General features: G+C 58.5%; 15 protein-coding genes. 2 read left to right on the forward strand and 13 right to left on the reverse strand.

The window, feature by feature from the left end; all coding sequences use genetic code 11:
* Nucleotides 1–92: 92 nt before the first annotated feature.
* Both AACR93_RS07790 and AACR93_RS07795 read left to right on the forward strand, forming a co-directional pair.
* Nucleotides 93–419 carry a hypothetical protein gene (locus tag AACR93_RS07790; RefSeq protein ID WP_104014220.1) on the forward strand — a complete coding sequence of 109 codons (327 nt, stop codon included), beginning with the start codon at nt 93–95 and terminating at the stop codon, nt 417–419.
* A gap of 117 nt (nt 420–536) precedes the next feature.
* Nucleotides 537–1,679 (forward strand): heparan-alpha-glucosaminide N-acetyltransferase domain-containing protein, encoded by a 1,143-nt coding sequence (locus AACR93_RS07795; RefSeq protein WP_043850386.1) that lies wholly within the window; start codon nt 537–539, stop codon nt 1,677–1,679.
* 69 nt (nt 1,680–1,748) lie between these two features.
* Here the strand turns inward: AACR93_RS07795 and AACR93_RS07800 are convergent, their stop codons facing one another.
* The 13 genes from AACR93_RS07800 to AACR93_RS07860 form a co-directional block, all read right to left on the reverse strand.
* The gene (locus tag AACR93_RS07800) at nt 1,749–2,879 is read right to left on the reverse strand and encodes a ribosomal protein uL16 3-hydroxylase (RefSeq protein ID WP_042031527.1); all 1,131 of its coding nucleotides are present in this window, start codon (nt 2,877–2,879) and stop codon (nt 1,749–1,751) included.
* A 165-nt stretch (nt 2,880–3,044) separates the two neighbouring features.
* On the reverse strand, nt 3,045–4,415 hold the full coding sequence (gene purB / locus AACR93_RS07805; RefSeq protein ID WP_043850387.1) for an adenylosuccinate lyase: 1,371 nt from the start codon (nt 4,413–4,415) through the stop codon (nt 3,045–3,047).
* A gap of 121 nt (nt 4,416–4,536) precedes the next feature.
* Nucleotides 4,537–5,151 (reverse strand): high frequency lysogenization protein HflD, encoded by a 615-nt coding sequence (gene hflD, locus AACR93_RS07810; protein WP_041208876.1) that lies wholly within the window; start codon nt 5,149–5,151, stop codon nt 4,537–4,539.
* Between the two features lie 23 nt (nt 5,152–5,174).
* The gene (mnmA, locus tag AACR93_RS07815; protein WP_043850388.1) at nt 5,175–6,281 is read right to left on the reverse strand and encodes a tRNA 2-thiouridine(34) synthase MnmA; all 1,107 of its coding nucleotides are present in this window, start codon (nt 6,279–6,281) and stop codon (nt 5,175–5,177) included.
* Between the two features lie 150 nt (nt 6,282–6,431).
* Entirely contained in the window at nt 6,432–6,935 is a 504-nt protein-coding gene (locus AACR93_RS07820) for an NUDIX hydrolase (protein WP_043850389.1), read from the reverse strand.
* 95 nt (nt 6,936–7,030) lie between these two features.
* Nucleotides 7,031–7,909 (reverse strand): 23S rRNA pseudouridine(2457) synthase RluE, encoded by an 879-nt coding sequence (gene rluE, locus AACR93_RS07825; protein ID WP_043850390.1) that lies wholly within the window; start codon nt 7,907–7,909, stop codon nt 7,031–7,033.
* Between the two features lie 118 nt (nt 7,910–8,027).
* A complete protein-coding gene (locus AACR93_RS07830; protein WP_043850391.1) occupies nt 8,028–8,795 on the reverse strand; it encodes a PTS sugar transporter subunit IIA in 768 nt (255 codons plus the stop codon).
* The gene (locus tag AACR93_RS07835) at nt 8,795–9,100 is read right to left on the reverse strand and encodes a PTS fructose transporter subunit IIB (RefSeq protein WP_033114409.1); all 306 of its coding nucleotides are present in this window, start codon (nt 9,098–9,100) and stop codon (nt 8,795–8,797) included. The genes AACR93_RS07830 and AACR93_RS07835 overlap by 1 nt, the downstream gene beginning before the upstream one ends.
* 206 nt (nt 9,101–9,306) lie before the next feature.
* On the reverse strand, nt 9,307–10,713 hold the full coding sequence (uhpT, locus tag AACR93_RS07840) for a hexose-6-phosphate:phosphate antiporter (protein ID WP_041208873.1): 1,407 nt from the start codon (nt 10,711–10,713) through the stop codon (nt 9,307–9,309).
* A 517-nt stretch (nt 10,714–11,230) separates the two neighbouring features.
* Complete coding sequence (locus AACR93_RS07845) at nt 11,231–13,141, reverse strand: PTS fructose transporter subunit IIABC (RefSeq protein ID WP_019446857.1); 1,911 nt, start codon at nt 13,139–13,141, stop codon at nt 11,231–11,233.
* A 640-nt stretch (nt 13,142–13,781) separates the two neighbouring features.
* Nucleotides 13,782–14,297 (reverse strand): ATPase AAA, encoded by a 516-nt coding sequence (locus AACR93_RS07850; RefSeq protein ID WP_043850392.1) that lies wholly within the window; start codon nt 14,295–14,297, stop codon nt 13,782–13,784.
* Between the two features lie 105 nt (nt 14,298–14,402).
* Nucleotides 14,403–15,119, reverse strand: a complete 717-nt coding sequence (locus tag AACR93_RS07855; protein WP_043850393.1) for a sugar isomerase domain-containing protein — start codon at nt 15,117–15,119, stop codon at nt 14,403–14,405.
* A gap of 319 nt (nt 15,120–15,438) precedes the next feature.
* On the reverse strand, nt 15,439–15,702 hold the full coding sequence (locus AACR93_RS07860; protein WP_043850394.1) for a hypothetical protein: 264 nt from the start codon (nt 15,700–15,702) through the stop codon (nt 15,439–15,441).
* Nucleotides 15,703–15,738: the final 36 nt, after the last annotated feature.

The raw sequence follows: 15,738 nt of genomic DNA on the forward strand, positions 1-15,738 counted from the left end.
CTTCTTGCCATGTAACCAACCGGGATCTATATTTCATAAGCGCTGATGATAGTATGGTGATGTGAATATAATTCCGGTTTCAGGGGGAGTAAATGAAAGATGATAAAATAACCAATCTACGAGCACCAATGGTAACTGCCAACGGTATTATCTTGGGCTTTTTGCTCAATTATATGGCGACATGGGTGCGTGGTGACGTCGAACATGTTGGCTCTGCGTGGCAGGCATATTTGATCGGCATGTGTGTGTTCTCTGGCACAGTGAGCATGATCTTTGTATTGTTCAGAATATTAAGTGTTCGTCAGGATGATGATGCTCTGACTTATTATAGACACACTCTCTATCTTTTTATATTTGGTATCAGTATCGCCTTTTTTGGTGTGTTCTTTGATATGTTTATGACGTTTATGGTGGAATGACCATATAAGACGAGTTTCTCTATAAGTTTGAGGTGATACGTTATGGCATTGTTAGCAATGCCATATTGTTGCATGGCTATGCCGTAACCAGCGATATAAATTAAAGGCAGGTGAGATATGTTTTCTCCGGATAAAGTAAACAGTGGTCGGCAACCTGAGCTAGATATAGCCAGAGGCTTAGCCGTGCTATTTATGATTATCATCCATGTACAATTGGTTTTTGCTAATGCAGGAGTATGGGACACACTACTGGCTGATATAAATGATTTTAATGGGGATATTCCTGCAGCCCCTATGTTCATGTTTCTGCTTGGTATCGGCATAAATTATTCCAGGAAGAATCAACCGGCATCAATGGCCTGGCGTGGTCTTGCTCTGCTATGTACAGCCTACCTGCTCAGTTTTGTACGTGGATTCATCCCAAACGTAATTATGGGATTCAATAGCGCAGACATCAGCTATCTCTACAAGGGATTCAATGAGCTGATGATCGTGGATATCCTGCAATTTTCAGGGTTGGCAATGATCATGTTTGCTGGCTTCAATTTCTTCAAGTTTAACAAGATTGCTATCGGTATCACCGGATTGGTGTTTGCCTTGATAAATATCTTGCTATTGCCAGTGCAAACCCAGACTCTGCCCGTATCTTCTCTGGCTGGACTTTTTTGGGGAAGTAATGAAAGTTCATATTTCCCATTCCTGACATGGGCATTTTACCCCATCGCTGGATATATTTTTGGCGATTATCTGATCCGCTGCACTGATAAAAGAAAGTTTTATCTGATATCGGGGGTTGTTGCGGCAGTCGTATTTTTCTTCGGTATATACCTTTTCAATTTTTTGTTCTCTATTCCAACAGGTATGAATCTTGAGACTGGTTATTACCATCATATCTTGACGGATAATATCACTTTTACTGGTGGTGTCATATTTGAACTCGCTATATTGAGTTATCTGGTACGTTATGTACCTGGTTTTATCAAGGATATCGCGGGTCGCTGGAGTAAAAATGTTACCCCGATTTACTGCATTCACTGGGTGATCATTTCATGGCTGACTTTGGCTATTCCGGGACAAAGTTTGAGCATGGCGAGCTTTATTGTACTGACGGCAGGGATTGTGGTGGTCAGTGATGTGTTGGCAACGATATATGCAAATTGGAAAGCGGGGGACGGTCAGAGGCATTTCTCATCCACGACCCTGATCCTGGTTGGAGCCCTGCTCGCGACTATGCTGGTGCTCTTTCTTTTTCATAAATGATGTGCGCTGCATTAAACAGAAAAAGGAGGGATACCCCTCCTTTTTTATCTCTGCGCGACGGTTGTCGGATCAGTTGAAGAACCAGTACCCGCGGTTGACCAGTCGGGTCAGCAGTTGCAGGAAACCAGCCTGATCGGCCAGCTCCACCATATCGGCCTGAGTGATGATGTCTTTGTCACACAACAGCGAAATGGCTGCCGCATCTTCGCTCTGCAGGGTCCAGGCTTCGCCATCGATATAGCACTGCTGGCTCTCGCCGCTGAACCAGACGCTGCGCAGGCCCGGCACCTTGATGGCAGGCTCACCCTGAGTCAGCAGGTCGGCTACCTCCTCGGCGCTGTAGTCCGGCTCGACCGGATTGACATCCAGATCGTGCTTGGCCTCGGAGATCATGGTGCCGAACCACTCCTTGAACAGGGTCTCGTCATCGAGGGCCTGTTGCATCAGCTCGCGCAGACGGTGCAGCTCGTGGGGCTGGATCTCGCCGTGACGGGCACGGGGCTTGAGGTCGGCATCGCCGTAACGCTCGGTACGCACCTCGTTGTCGATCAGGTGATCGGCAAAGGAGGAGATAAGCGCCTTGGCATCCGGCGCGCGGAAGCCCACCGAGAAGTTCATGGAGGGCTCGATGGCGTAGCCTTCGTGGGGGAATCCGGGCGGAATGTAGAGGATGTCGCCCGGCTCCATGATGACGTCGATGATCGCTTCGAACGGCTCGCAGTGCAGCAGGGCGGCGTGGGCGGCAAACTCGTTGAGGGGCTTGGCATCGCCAACCCGCCAGTGACGCTTGCCGATACCCTGGGTGATGAACACGTCGTAGTTGTCGATGTGGGGGCCGACACCCGCGTGCGGGGTGGAGAAGCTCACCATCACATCATCAAAGCGCCAGCCCGGAATGAACTGGAACGGCACCGCCAGCTCGTTCACCTCGGGGGCCCAGTGGTTGCAGGCCTGTACCAGAATGGTCCAGTTCTCTTCGCCCAGATGGTCATAGGATTCGAAGGGACCGTGGGCCGCATCCCACTTGCCGTCGAAACGGGTGACCAGACGGGACTCTACCACCTCTTCCATGGCCAGACCCGCCAGCTCGTCCGGGCTGATGGGATCCTGAAAGTCTTTGAAGCCGCCCTTGATAAGGAGTGGGCGCTTCTGCCAGTAGTGCTCGAGGAAGTGAGCGATATCCAGATTGAGTTCGTACATAGATCTTCTCGTCAAAGGGTTCGACAAAGGTCAGGAGAGGTCTTGCCAGAGGCGGCTGCCGGCCTCGGGCAAGCCCTCTTGCAAACCGTGTATAGGGTGCCACATAAAATAACCGGGGCCCTGTTGCAGATCATGCACAGGGCCCCGGAGGTCTCATTTATCCGCTTATTTCAGCAGGTCAACCAGACGCTGGGCGTCACCGATGTAGTTGGCCGGGGTCAGCTTCTTCAGCTCAACCTTGACCGCTTCCGGCAGCTCCAGGGTGTCGATAAAGGTGCGCATCCCTTCGGCATCGACGCGGCGGCCACGGGTCAGCTCTTTGAGCTTCTCGTAGGGCTTCTCGATACCGTAGCGGCGCATCACGGTCTGGATCGGCTCGGCCAGCACTTCCCAGTTGGCATCCAGATCGGCGGCCATGGCGGCGTCGTTGGCTTCCAGCTTGGAGATACCCTTGAGAGTGGACTGATAGGCGATAAGGGAATAGCCGATGGCAACGCCCAGATTGCGCAGCACGGTCGAGTCGGTCAGATCACGCTGCCAGCGGGAGATGGGCAGCTTGCTCGCCAGATGCTGGAACACGGCGTTGGCCAGACCCAGATTGCCTTCGGAGTTCTCGAAGTCGATGGGGTTGACCTTGTGCGGCATGGTGGAGGAGCCGATTTCGCCAGCGATGGTGCGCTGCTTGAAGTGACCCAGGGAGATGTAACCCCACACATCGCGGTCGAAGTCGATCAGGATGGTGTTGAAGCGGGCCATGGCATCGAACAGCTCGGCGATATAGTCGTGCGGTTCGATCTGGGTGGTGTAGGGGTTCCAGGTCAGACCCAGGGAGGTCACGAACTCCTCGGAGAACTGGTGCCAGTCCACTTCCGGATAGGCGCTGATGTGGGCGTTGTAGTTGCCGACTGCGCCGTTGATCTTGCCGAGGATCTCCACCGCCATGATCTGCTTGTACTGGCGCTCCAGACGGTAGGCGACGTTGGCCATCTCCTTGCCCATGGTGCTCGGGGTCGCCGGCTGGCCGTGGGTGCGGGAGAGCAGCGGCATGTCACGGTACTCGTGGGCCAGACGCTTGATCTCGCCGATCAGCTTCTCGCAATAAGGCTTGATGACCTCTTCGCGGGCGGTTTTCAGCATCAGACCGTGGGAGTTGTTGTTGATGTCTTCCGAGGTGCAGGCGAAGTGGATGAACTCGCTGACAGCCGCCAGCTCCGGGTTCACTTCGACTTTCTCTTTGAGGAAGTACTCCACCGCTTTCACATCATGGTTGGTGGTGCGCTCGATCTGTTTGATGCGGGCGGCGTCGCTCTCGTTGAAGTTGCTGACGATGCCATCGAGCAGGGCACTGGCGGCCGCGCTCAGGGCAGGGACTTCCGGGATCCCGGCGTGGCTGGCCAGTTTCTGCAACCAGCGAACCTCGACTTCAACGCGAAAACGCAGCAGGCCGAATTCGGAGAAGATAGGGCGCAGGGCATCGGCCTTGTCGCCATAACGACCGTCAATCGGGGAAACAGCAGTCAGCGCGGACAGCTCCATGGGGTGAACTCCTGATGATTGGTGTGGGGGATCCGTATTCACTTGCGCGCCGGCCGGGGTGTATCAAGGCTGATGTGCGGCTGTTCACCTTGTCTCCCTCTGCCTGCGCGCAAGCCAATGATTAGTAACGCTTGGCCAGTTCCACCATCTTCTTGCGAGCGAAGATGATCTGGGTGCGGCTGCCACCGAGCTGGCGCCACAGCACCACGGCGCGGATGCCTGCCAGCAGCAGGGCGCGCACCTTGTGCTGCACCAGCGGCTGCTGCAGGAACAGCGGGGTGCCGGCCACCTGAATGCGTGGCCCGATGGGGCTGATAAGGTCGCTGTAGATGCTCGCCATGTTGGCCAGGATCTGCTCGTCGAGCAGATCGAAATGCTGTTGCTGGCGACCAATCTGGCTGATCCGCTCACCCAGCATGTTGAGAATGTCCTTGCGCTTGGCCAGCTTGCGCTCCAGCGCAATCAGGCTCACCACATAGCGGGTCAGCTCGGCATTCTTCTGGCTGCCGTCGGCACCCAGCTGCTCGACCAGCGCGCGGTAACCGTCGCGAATGGCCAGATGGGTGTTGTTGAACACCTCGAGCGGGTGGCTCGGGTTGGTCACCAGAATGCTAGAGAGGCTCTCGCGCAGGGCGGCCTCGTCACAGCTGCCATCGCGGGCCACCTTCTGGACTAGCGCAGCCGCCTGGCAGATGCCGGCAAAGGCCATGGTTCTGTCTTGGAATTTATCGCTCACGTATGCTGCCTTCTGCTATTGGCTCAAACCGGATGGCTGAAACGCTGTTCGATGATGCCGCCGCCCAGACACACTTCCCCGTCGTAGAAGACGGCGGATTGGCCCGGGGTTACCGCAGCCTGCTTCTCGTCGAAGATGACCCGGATGGTCTCGTCGTCGATGGGCTGGATCAGGCAGGGGATATCCTGCTGGCGGTAGCGGGTCTTGACGGTGCAGCGACGCGGCTCGCGGATCGGGGTGCGATCCACCCAGTGCAGCTGGCTGGCAATCAAACCATCGGAGTAGAGGCGGGGATGTTCGCCCTGCGCCACCACCAGCACGTTGCGTTCGACCTCTTTGTCGACCACATACCAGGCCTCTTCGGTGGCATCTTTGCGCCCGCCGATACCGAGCCCCTTGCGCTGGCCCAGGGTGTGATACATCAGCCCCTGATGCTCGCCGATCACCTTGCCATCCACGGTCTCGATGTTACCGGGCTGGGCGGGCAGGAACTTGGCCAGGAAGTCCTTGAACTTGCGCTCGCCGATAAAGCAGATACCGGTGGAGTCTTTCTTCTTGGCGGTGATGAGATCCAGCTGCTCGGCGATGCGGCGCACCTCCGGCTTCTCCAGATCGCCAACCGGGAACAGGCTCTGACCCACTTGCTTCTCGCTCAGGGTGTAGAGGAAGTAGCTCTGATCCTTGTTGGTATCGAGACCGCGCAGCAGGCGCGGGCGGCCGGTGCTGTCGTCACGGCGCACATAGTGGCCGGTGGCGATGTAGGTGGCACCCAGCTCTTCGGCGGCAAATTCGAGGAACGCCTTGAACTTGATCTCCTTGTTGCAAAGGATATCCGGGTTCGGCGTGCGGCCAGCCTTGTACTCTTCGAGGAAGTGCTCGAACACATTGTCCCAGTACTCGGCGGCGAAGTTGATGGTGTGGAGTTTCATCCCCAGCTTGTCGCAGACGGCCTTGGCATCAGCCAAATCCTGGGCGGCAGAGCAGTACTCGTCCGTGTCGTCTTCTTCCCAGTTCTTCATGAACAAGCCTTCGACCTGATAGCCCTGCTGCTGGAGCAGGTAGGCCGAGACGGAAGAATCCACGCCGCCGGACATGCCGACGATCACCTTGATTTGGCTGTTGTCTGTCATTAGTCGAAGTTACCAGTTCGTTTAAACGGGGCGTATTCTACCAGAGTTTTGCGCCCCCGGTCACATCTCCATGCCACTGTCCCCATCAGGAACCTTGCGGCAGAAAATCGTTTTTCTTGTGGCGATTGCCAGCGGATGCCTGCTCTGTCCCTAGCTCTGGATAAACGCCTTGAGCGCAGAGAGCGGCAGGCGGGTGCCTGCCAGATAATCCTCGATGCACTGCCACACCAAGGGGCTTCTCAGGGCCGCTTTACACTCGGCGATCTCCTCCAGGGTGAGCCAGTGGCAGGCGAGGATATCGCCGTCAGGATCCTCTGGATGGTGCTGACCAGGCGCTTTTTCAAGGTCGAAGATGATGGCGGTGCGCACATAGGTGGCCTCGCTGTCGGCCGGTTTGTAGAGATAGGTGCCAAGCCAGGCGGTCGGCGTGGCGGTCAGCCCCGTCTCCTCTTTCAGCTCGCGGCAGGCGGCTGTGAGCAGATCTTCACCGGCCTCCACATGACCGGCGGGCTGGTTGAAGCGGCGCTGGCCTTTTATCTCCTCTTCCACCACCAGAAAGCGGCCCTGCCACTGCACCAGCGCAGCGACCGTCAATCTGGCCTGCATACGCTCGTGCGGCGTTTTCTCCTGCGATGCAGGAAGGTTATCGCTCATAAGGACTCCTTGTCTCGTTACCGGTTTGGCCCCGGCCGAAGCGGGGGATCGATTCAGCGCTGTTCTTTACTGTTCGATAGTCAGCGGGCTGCGCGTTATTCCGAGGGTTTGCTGCGGGCCGGTCGGCGCGCGGTGCCACGGCCGGCGTTGCGATTGGCCGGGCGCGGGCTCGCGTCACGGCTGTCGCGCCCCTGGCCCTGACCATGCGGGCTTCGGGTCGGTTGGGCTGAGCGCTGATTGTTGCTGCCCGTGCCTTGGCCGCGCGGTTTGTTTGGCGTCTGTGCCCTGCGCGGGGCGGGCGCCAGCTCGGGAGCGGGCAGGGCGCAGCTCTCGCCGGGGGCCAGACCATCTAACGTCCAGTCGCCGATGGCGTAGCGAATAAGGCGCAGGGTGGGGTGGCCGATATGGGCGGTCATCCGCCGCACCTGCCGGTTGCGCCCCTCGATGATCTTGATCTCCAGCCAGCAGGTGGGGATCTCCTTGCGCTCGCGAATGGGCGGATTGCGCGGCCACACCGCAGGTTCATCCATGATGCGCGCCCCGGCGGGCAGGGTCATGCCGTCGTTGAGCTCCACACCGGCGCGCAGGGCAGCCAGTTGCTCCTCGCTCGGAATACCTTCCACCTGCACCCAGTAGGTCTTGGGGGTCTTCTCCCCCGGTTGGGTGAGGCGCGCCTGCAATTTGCCATCGTTGGTGAGCAGCAGCAGCCCCTCGCTGTCGCGGTCAAGCCGGCCTGCGGCGTAGATGCCGGGCTCTTTGATGTAATCCTTGAGGGTCTCGCGGCCCGCCTCGTCGGTGAACTGGCAGAGCACCATATAGGGCTTGTTCAGCAGGAGCAGCTTGCGATCCTCGGGGGCCAGCTCCGGCTTGCGCGCCGCAACGTGGCGGGATTCGGCTGGTCGGGCAGCAGAGCGGGGGACGCCATCGCGGGCGGGACGGTTTGGCAGCGAGAGTCGGGAGCGGGCAGATTTCATCGAATAGCGGATTGGCAAGTGGGAATGGCAGCGAGTGTACCACAGGGGGCTGACGGCAGGATGAATGGGAGGAGTAGGTAAAGAGATCCCGGGAAAATTGGCAGCTTTCGGCCGAGGGTCAACCGAGCAGGTTTTCAATCACGATGGCTTGTCTGGCGGGGGCCGAGCTTGCTTGCAGCAGGGCGCCGCTTATCACTTCGTCCATCAGGGCGCGGGCCAGCCGGGTGAGGGGGAGCAGGGTGTCGCGCCCGCAGCCGGTCGGCACCGCCAGCAGGATGATGGTCTGCACCGGCCCGAGCTGCGAGCCCCACTCGATGGGGGCCGGGCTGCTGAGCAGGCTCAGGGCGGGCTGGCTTATCCCCTCGCAGAGCACATGGGGCATGGCAAGGCCCGGGCAGATGATGGTGGCGGCGATCTGCTCGCGCCGATTGATCGCCTCCTCCAGCGCGGCTCTGTTGCTGACCAGCTCGGCGGGCAGCAGGTCGATAAGATGCTCGAGCGCCTCGCTCTTGGTCAAAGTGGCGGGACTGTGAGCCAGCTGGCGCAGGGCGAAGTGGTAGTCGGGCAGGGCGCTCGCCAGACGCAGCTCGGCTAGCGCAGCACTGGTGGGGCGCACCAGCGGCTGACCCAGCTCGCCGCACCAGCAGGTGAAGGCCATATGGGCCAGCTCGGCGTCGTTGCCCTCGATCTGCAGCTGGCAGAGATCGCCGGGCTGGGTGGCGAGGGTGAGCAGGGAGAGCTGATTGCTGGCGATAACCGTCTGGCGCCGGGTGAGGTTGGCGCAGCGAATGCAGGATTTGAACATCCCCGCCAGCCGGCTCAGCTGCTTGGTGCGGGCAATGCTCATCCCCTGATGGCAGTAGAAGGTGATCTCGCGGCTTAGCATCAGCTGGGCCGGGGCAGTGATCTCAGCACTGCCTGCGCATCGAGCAGCACGGTTTCGAGGCTCACCCGATGGATATGGCAGCCGAGGAAACGCTCCTTCTGCTCGATGTCGATATCGGAGGCGATCAGCACCAGATCGGCGCTGGCGATGTCGCGGGCGGTGAGGGAGTTCTCCATCCCCATGGCGCCCTGGGTTTCGACCTTGATCTTGAGGCCGAGGGCGGCGGCGGCTTTTTGCAGCGCTTCGGCTGCCATATAGGTGTGGGCGATGCCGGTCGGGCAGGCGGTGACGGCAATGATCTTCATTGGCTCTGAACTGTGCGAAACGGGGGGCCAACAAGATAACGCCGGCGGGGATTTTTTGCCAAAAGCCCCGGCCAAAAGTGGGATCTCGATAGGGCTTTGAGCCGCAAAAATGGCGCAAAAGGGCCACATGAGTATTTAGTTTGGCTAAACAAAAAGGGCCACCCTTGCGGGTAGCCCTGAACAATCTGCGTCTGTTGTTATGGCTATCAGGCGGTCTGGGTCGCCAGTTCGGCGGCTTTCAGCTCGCGCTTGATGCGGCGGATCTTGCGCTCTTCGGCAATCGCCACACAGGCCATCAGCACCAGACAGGCGGCTGCTGCCATGTCCAACGCGGCGAAGGTGCCAGTCCAGCCGGTCAGGCCGAAGATGGGGGTACCATCGGCGATCATGCCCAGACCCAGCTTGGCGAAGCTGTCACCAATCAGATAAGCGAAGGTGCCCTTGACGCCATCGGCCACGCTGATGCCCTGCTTGGGTACGAAGCCCACGGCGGCGACGCCGATCAGCAGTTGCGGGCCGAACACCAGGAAGCCCAGGGTGAACAGGGAGCCCAGGAACATGAACTGGGTGGTGGCGTGCTGGTAGAGACCCAGAGTCGCGATGATGAGCGCCAGTGCCACACAGGCAACCAGACCACGACGGCCGTTGGCCAGATCGGAGAGGTAGCCCCACATCAGGGTGCCGACCAGAGCGCCCACTTCGAAGAAGGTAAAGCCCTGAATAGCGACGTCTTTGGAGAAGCCGAGCTCCTGGTGGGCATAGACGGTGGACCACTGGTCGATACCGATACGCACCACGTAGAGGAAGATGTTGGCAAAGCAGAGCAGCCAGATCACCTTGTTCAGCAGCACGTACTTCACAAAGATCTGCCACTTGGTCAGCTTCTGCTCCTCGGTGGCGATATCCTCTTCGCTCGCCACTTCGTCAAACAGCTCTTCCACCTTGCCAAGGCCATAGGCTTCCGGTGAATCGCTACCAAAGCGCAGGCCGATAAAACCGACGATCAGCGCAATGATGGAGGGGAAGATGAACATGCCGAGCACATGGCCATCAAACAGATAGTTGGCACCGAACAGCGCCACACCGGCCGCACCAGCACCGCCCACGTTGTGGGAGAGGTTCCACATCCCCAGATAGGTGCCGCGCTTGTTGCGGGGCGTCCACTTGGTGATGGTGGAGTAGCTGCAGGAGCCACCACAGCTCTGGAAGAAACCACTCAGGGCATAGAAGAAGATCATGAAGTAGAGGCTGAAACCGGTGCCACCCATGCTGGCACTGAAGCCCAGCATGCAGAGTGCGGAGAGGATCAGCATCAGCGGCAGGAACTGCTTGGTGTTCTTGCCGTCGGCATAGTAGGAGACGATGGTCTTGCCCACCCCGTAAGTGATGGAGAAGCCAAGGCCGATCATGCCGAGTTCGGTCATGGAGAGACCGTAGGACTGGATCATGTCATTCTGCGCAATGTTGAAGTTCTTGCGGATCAGATACATGGTCAGATAGCCAATAAATACAACCAGATAGGATTGCATAAACGGCTTGAACCAGAGTTTGCGCCGGGCTTCTACCGGCAGGTCGAGGGTGGGGACCCGGACCTGTTCAAGAAATTTCAACATTTTCGTTCATCCTCTGCGAGATAGACGCTATTCCGCCGCGCCCCTTGCGTTGTTGTGCAGTTATGGGAGGTCACGCCACGGAAAGGGGGCAAAAGGGTGGCCAGCTGGCCTGCTTCTGCCCGTGTAAACCCGGGCCCGCTGCCGAAGGACGGGGCATGTTGCCCGTCGTGGTGCGGGTCACGACATCAGGTGGGGTGACTCTAATCAGGGGTGGAAAAAATGGCTTGAGAGCCATCCCTAGGGCAATTAGGAAAATTTCCTAGTTTTTGCAATTTCGCGGGCAAAGCGTGAGAGCAATCACAGAGCTGACCCGGAATTGGCGATATTTCCGCCGGTATCGGGGTGGGAGGAGAGGGAATGGCGCGGCAAACGAGGCGCTGCTTTGGCGTGGCAAGAGAGGGCGCGATAAAGAGGGTGTTGAGGCCGATAAGGAAAAAGACAAGGAAAAAGCAGAGGCCACCCCGGGGTGGCCTCATTGTTATGGTTCGCGAGCGTTTGTAGCTCGGGGAGGAGGAACTCAGGCCGCCTTGGCCAGGGTTACCTCGTCACTCTTTTTTACCCGCAGCTTTTTCAGGGCAACCGCGACCACGCCGGTGACGATGGCACCGCAGATCATGCAGAGCAGGGCCAGCAGCGGCTTGTTGACGGCACCCAGCAGAGCCACGATGGGGCCACCGTGGGCAACGCTGTTGGTGATGCCAAACAGGAAGGCCATCACAGCGGCGGTCATGCTGCCCAGCACGTTGGCCGGAATGACGGCGAGCGGGTCACGGGCGGCGAACGGAATCGCACCTTCGGAGATACCCACCAGACCCATGGCACCGGCCGCTTTGCCCGCTTCGATCTCGGACTCGTCAAAGATGCCGAGCTTGCGACCAAGCACGGTAGCCAGCGACATGCCAAGGGGAGCGGCCGGGATGGCGCAGGCCATGGCACCCATAAACTGGGTCTGACCGGAGGCGATCATGCCGACGGAGAAGAGGAACGCCACCTTGTTGACCGGGCCACCCATATCAAAGCCGGCCATACCACCCAGCACGATACCCAGCAGCACCAGACTGCCACCGCTCATGGAGAGCAGCATGGCGTTGAGGCCGGTCATCATGTCGGCAATCGGGGCGCCGATGATGAAGATAAAGACCGCAGCGATAAACAGGGAACCGACGATGGGGGCGATCAGGATCGGCACCAGCGGTTGCACCATCTTGTGGTACTGACGGGTGGCAATCCAGCGCACCAGATAGCCGACCAACAGGCCTGCAATGATGGCACCGATAAAGCCGGTACCGGCGTCAGCGCCGTAGAAGCTGCCGTTGTTGGCGATCCAGCCGCCGATAAAGCCCGGTGCCAGTGCCGGACGGTCACCGATGGCGTAGGCGATATAGCCCGCCAGAATGGGGATCATCAGGGTGAAGGCGGCCACGCCCACGTTGAGGATCTGGTTCCACATGCTCCCTTCCGGGATCTGCATGCCGCTCGGGGTCGGGTTGCCGCCGATGGCCAGTGACAGGGCGATAAGCAGACCACCGGTCACCACGAACGGGATCATGTGCGATACGCCGTTCATCAGGTAGCGATAGAGATCCGAGCTGCCGCCGCTGGCGCGCTTCTCGTCACCCTTCTTCTCATCCTTGTCCGCCACATAGGCGGGGGCTTTCAGCGCCTGCTCAATCAGACCCTTGCCATCCTTGATGGGGGCTTTTACGCCGGTCTTGATGAGGGGCTTGCCAGCAAAGCGGGCCATGTCCACCTGCTTGTCGCAGGCCACCACGATGGCAGCGGCGCGGGCGATCTCGTCCGCGGTCGGGCTGTTCTTGACGCCGATGGAGCCGTTAGTCTCCACCTTCACCTCATAACCCAGCTCCTTGGCGGCGCGCTCCAGCGACTCGGCCGCCAGATAGGTGTGGGCGATACCGGCCGGGCAACCGGTGACACCGATGATCAGCCCCTTGTTGGCCGCAGGTGCGGCAGCCGCTTCCTCTTTCTTGGCCAGCAGCAGTGCCAGCGCATCGGCCGGAGTCTTGGCTGCCAGCAGGGCATCGATAAAGCCCTCTTCAATCAGCTTGGCGGAGAGCTCGGCCAGCACCTCGATATGGTGGTTGGCACCACCGGCCGGGGAGGCAATCATGAAGAACAGTTTGGACGGCTTGCCATCTTCGGCGCCGTAGTCGATGCCGTTGCGGCTGATGCCGATGGCGACGGCCGGGGTGCTGACCGCCGCACTCTTGGCGTGGGGCAGGGCAACACCCTCTTCAAAGCCGGTGTTGTCCAGCTCTTCACGGGCCCACAGATCCTTGACGAACTGCTGCTCGTCGCTGACCTTGCCTTGCGCGACCAGCAGGCGGGCCATCTCGGTGAAGACCTCTTCCTTACGCGTCGCTTTCAAATCGAGGTTGATCAGATGTTCATTGATCAAGGTGGTTATCATGGCGCTCTCCCCGCTCCGTTGCCGGAGCCTGTTGGCATGCCGCCCTTGCAGGCCGGCATGCAGACAAAATTGACCCGACTATTATCGCGCCGGGGCAGAGGTCACCCTATCGGACAAATGTGCGAATAACTGGATTTTTGTGCGCCATCACCTTGAGTGTGACCCTGATCGCAAAGCTGAACAGCTGCTGAAACGGGGGCGGATTGAATCGCTCATATTTTTATTGATGATTAAAATCAATTGGTTGTGTTTGTTCGTGGTTCAGCGCTTTGGCCGTGTGGTGAGTTTTTACTCAGCGAATGGGGGCGCTCTGTCTGTAAATTTGTGAGGTGATAAATGGCTGCGGGATGTGAGCCAACGCACAGAAATGGTCCCGCTGGCGGGAAGCGAGGGGCGGGCGCAGGGGAGGCGTGAGCAGAACAAGCTGGATAAATGGGTTGCACCATCGCTGCCGGACAGCTCACCACAACGGGCAAGAAAAACCACAGCCATAGACGCACCGTAGGGTGCAATGAACAAAGTGAATTGCACCGCCTGTATGTACAGGCAGGGGGGGTAAGAGAGGGGATGGCTGAAAAGATAGAGGTGATAACGCGAACGTTCGAATACGCTCCGCTATTCGAACCTACGGTCTATCCCGTTAGCTATGAGTGGTCAGTTGCGTGAGATAGCTATTTACCTCTGCCCGAGTCGTGAAACGGTGTTTGTCGTTTGGGAATCGATCAAACAGCTCTTGATGGAATTGGCGGGAGCTTTTGTCGGCTCGCAGCCCATATTCCGATGCCCACACCAGCAGTTGTTGAAAGCTCTCTTCGGCTGCCACTGCATCCCGTTGCTTGGCACTTTGTGATCCGCGCGATAGCAGCGAATCACGGCATACCGACCAGTCGAGATCCAGAAAGAGCAGGGTATCAGCGGCATCAAGCAGTTGCTCGACCAGGGTACCAAATACCCCTTCGACCACCCATGAGGGCTCTTGAGCAAGTGTTTGGATGGCATGGTCAATCTCATGCTGGGGCCGTTTTTGGTTAAAGCCGCCCGGTTGCCAGACGATAGTGTCCAGATTGACCTCGCGGATGGTTAGTCCCTCAGCCAATCGAGCCGCTAACCAGCTCTTGCCCGATCCCGAGTTGCCAATAATCAGAATTCGTTGCATCTATGAGTGCTCTTTTATGGAACATCTCGTATGTTGGGCCAAACATCGTAGGTTGGAGCTGAACGAAGTGAAGCCCAACGTTTACCGCGACAAGATCTTAATTGCTTACATCGACTTCAATCGTCCTTGGAAATGGCGGTAAACATCATCGTTATTAAAGCCATCCACATTCTGGCTGGAGAAAATAAGCGGGGTTACGCCTTGTGCCAGCGCCAGTTTCTGCGCTTCGACTACCAGCGTATTGATCAGCACCATGCCGGAGATGGAGGAGAAGGCGCCGGTGACCCGATCATTGACCTCGCACAGGCCATCGCCCGGCGGCACGCAGTTGTCCAGTACCAGATCGGCCAGCTCCATCAGTTTCTGGCCAGAAGGGTGACGACTCGGATTTTGCGCCGATTGTGCCACTGAGGTAATAGCGAGCACCTTGTGGCCGCGTGCTCTGGCAAGCTGGGCCCACTCGATGGGCAGGGCGTTGCGCCCCGAATTGGAGATGACCACCATCAGATCCCCCGGCGCAATCGGCTGCTCCTCCCACAGGATGGCGGCAAGCCCCGGCAGCTTCTCCAGCGCCGAGCTGCGCAGGGCACCATCGGCGGTGGTGACGGTGGAGTCGAGCACGGCGTTGATATTGCCAAGGCCACCAGCACGGATAAACCCCTCCAGCCCGACCATATGAGAGTGCCCGGTGCCCAGCATATGGATCATCTTGTTGTGAACGATGGCCTCGCTAAACCAGTGGGCCGCCTGCCGGATCCCGGCTTCGTTCTGGCTGACCATGGTAGCGATGCGCGCTTGCAGTTTTTCGACGTACTCAAACATAACGGCGGGGGATCCTTGCTGATTGCTGGAGAGGGGTTGTGGCCCAGGTGTGGCCAAGCGGCACGCTACCGCCCCTGGACGACAGCCTCCACTCTGCTGCTGTTAACCGGCGATGTGGTGGGAGGGGATGGCGCTATGGTGGCCAGAGCGATCTCGGCAACGTCCCTCCCAATCCCGGTTGCCAAGTGAGCCATGGTAATCAAGGTGGGGGCGATGCAAAACCGGCAGTAGGTAAAAACCTGCCAAGGATCAACAAACTACTTGCTGGATGGAGGGAGTTTATTCGGTTGGTTGTGTGACGGATGACAGGCTGGAGCCATCAATACTCCAGAAACTTCTCCCCGCACCGCTCACAAATAAGATGTTTTACATGGGTGGTCTGGTAGGCCAGTGTTTCACCAAACGCCCAGTTGGTGATGCTGCTGGAAGTAAAGGCTTGCCAGAAGGCTTTGCGCGGGTCCTTGGGCATGATGTCCTGGCTGTGATCGCGGGCGACCAGCACCACGATATGGCGGGTACGCTCCCTGCATTTGTCACAGCGATGGATTTCACTCGGCGGGTTCTGGTCGTGCGGGTGGCTCATACATGGGCTCGTGAAGTGAGGCTGGCGCCCATCATA

The organism is Aeromonas sp. L_1B5_3, from assembly GCF_963866575.1.
Lineage (GTDB): Bacteria > Pseudomonadota > Gammaproteobacteria > Enterobacterales > Aeromonadaceae > Aeromonas > Aeromonas jandaei.